This is a genomic window from Stenotrophomonas sp. HMWF003 (assembly GCF_003061285.1).
GTDB classification, from domain to species: Bacteria; Pseudomonadota; Gammaproteobacteria; order Xanthomonadales; family Xanthomonadaceae; genus Stenotrophomonas; species Stenotrophomonas maltophilia_AP.
Window position 1 is genome coordinate 19,173 of the sequence record NZ_QAIW01000272.1, and the last position, 2,014, is coordinate 21,186.

Sequence of the window (2,014 nt, forward strand, 5' to 3'; positions counted from 1 at the left end):
GTCAGCGACGGCCAGGCGTACGGCGGCACCCTGCAGGCCTGCTTCCGGGTGGCCGAGGATGGCAGCTTCACCGATGCCAACGACGATCCGTTCGAGCTGCCCGAGGACGAGGCGGTGCGCGTCGGCGTACCGCATGCGCTGGAGTTGTCGGCCGCCGACGCTGCCGCATTCGGCCAGGTCCTGGCCGACTACGAACTTCTGCAGCCATTCGCGCAGATCGGCCGCGACATCTACACCCTGCAGGCCGACGAACACCCGCAGGACAAGCTGCTGCGCTGGAAGGGCGCCAAGGTGCCCACCGGCCGCGTGCTGGGCCTGGTCAACAAGGGCTGGCGCCGCGGCATGGCCCAGGACGGCGGCGGCATCTGGTACTTCAGCAAGCCGCTGGCCAACGGCAAGGTGATCGAGCTGCTGCTCGATCCGGGCATCATCGTGGGCATGGTCAACGAGTATCCCGAGCAGGAACTGGGCGATGTGCAGTTCGGTTCCCCCGGCCCCTGGGGCGGCATGCAGCAGGCCGACCCGATGTCCGGCCTGGACCCGATCGCCGCCAGCGAACTGATCCGCGACCTGGAGGCGCTGCGCGCCTGAGCACGGCGGACCGCGCTCAGGCGTGGCCCGCCTCCCACCCGAACGCCCGCGCCCGGCGCGTGCGTGCAACCGGATATCCCGATGGCCCCGTCTTCCGTTCCCCCCGCGCCCACCACTGCCGCGATGCAGCGCCCGCCCGCCGAGGTGCTGCATGCCGACGAACTGGCACGCCTGCGCCAGCACGACCGCGATGCCCGTCCACCGGGCTGGGCGCTCAGCCTGCGGGCCGCGCGCGCCTTCATCCTGGGCGATCCGGCGCTGGGCATCCAGGCCAAGGTGGTGGCCCCGGTCGCCAGCATCGAACGCATGCTGGTCACCCTGGCCACCGGTCGCGGCCTGATGCTGGTGGGCGAGCCGGGCACTGCCAAGTCGCTGTTGTCCGAACTGCTGGCCAGTGCGATCTGCGGCGTGTCCACCCTGACCATCCAGGGCGGCGCGTCCACCACCGAAGACCAGATCAAGTACGGCTGGAACTACGCGCTGCTGATCAACGAAGGCCCCAGCCCACGCGCCATGGTGCCCGCGCCGCTGTACCAGGGCATGCGCGATGGCCGCATCGTGCGCTTCGAGGAAATCACCCGCGCCCCGCAGGAAGTGCAGGATTGCCTGCTGGGCATGCTGTCCGACCGGGTCATGGCCGTGCCCGAGCTCGAAGGCGAGCACGCCATGCTGTACGCCCGCGAGGGCTTCAACATCATCGCCACCGCCAATACCCGCGACCGCGGCGTCAATGAAATGAGCGCCGCGCTCAAGCGCCGCTTCGATTTCGAAACCGTCGCGGCGATCCTCGATTTCGACCTGGAACTGCAGCTGGTGCAGCAGGCGTCGGCGCGCCTGCTCGAGCGCAGCGGCATTCCCGCCACGTTGCCGGTGCCGGTGCTGGAACTGCTGGTCACCACCTTCCGCGACCTGCGCAGCGGCAACGCGCCGGACGGGCAGGGCGGTGACACCCCGATGGATCGCCTGTCGGCGGTGATGTCCACCGCCGAGGCGGTCAACGTCGCCCATGCGGTGGGCGTGCGGGCCTGGTTCCTGGAGCAGCGCGAAGGTGCACCGGCCGATCTGGTCGACTGCATCGCCGGCACCGTGGTCAAGGACAGCGCCGAGGACCGCGCCAAGCTGCGCCGCTACTTCGAACACACCGTCGCCCGCCGCCAGGGCCCGTCCTGGCGTGCGTACTACGAGGCGCGCCACCGCCTGCCGTGAGCGATCAGCCAGACATCATCGGCGTCCGCCACCACAGCCCGGCCTGCGCCCGGCTGGTGGCCGCGCGCATCCGCCGCCAGCGCCCGGCGTTCGTATTGATCGAAGGCCCGGCCGACTTCAACCCGCGCCTGGCCGAGCTGCACCTGGACCATCGCCTGCCGCTGGCGATCTACAGCCATCGTTCCGACGACAGCACCCATCACGGCTCGTGGACTCC

3 protein-coding genes are annotated in these 2,014 nt (G+C 70.3%); all 3 read left to right on the top strand.

Annotated features, from left to right (window positions below; translation table 11 throughout):
• A partial coding sequence (locus DBR34_RS21785; protein ID WP_219928268.1) for a DUF4132 domain-containing protein occupies positions 1 to 591 on the top strand: 591 nt, incomplete at its 5' end.
• Positions 592 to 672: 81 nt separating this feature from the next.
• Complete coding sequence (locus DBR34_RS11285; protein ID WP_219928269.1) at positions 673 to 1,797, top strand: AAA family ATPase; 1,125 nt, start codon at positions 673 to 675, stop codon at positions 1,795 to 1,797.
• Positions 1,794 to 2,014, top strand: a 221-nt coding sequence (locus tag DBR34_RS21790) for a hypothetical protein (protein ID WP_219928270.1), incomplete at its 3' end; no start/stop codon positions are given. The genes DBR34_RS11285 and DBR34_RS21790, both read left to right, overlap by 4 nt.

Bases quoted from the DNA above. Each gene is read 5' to 3' on its own strand.
- DBR34_RS11285 (WP_219928269.1), top strand. From the start codon at position 673: ATGGCCCCGTCTTCCGTTCCCCCCGCGCCCACCACTGCCGCGATGCAG.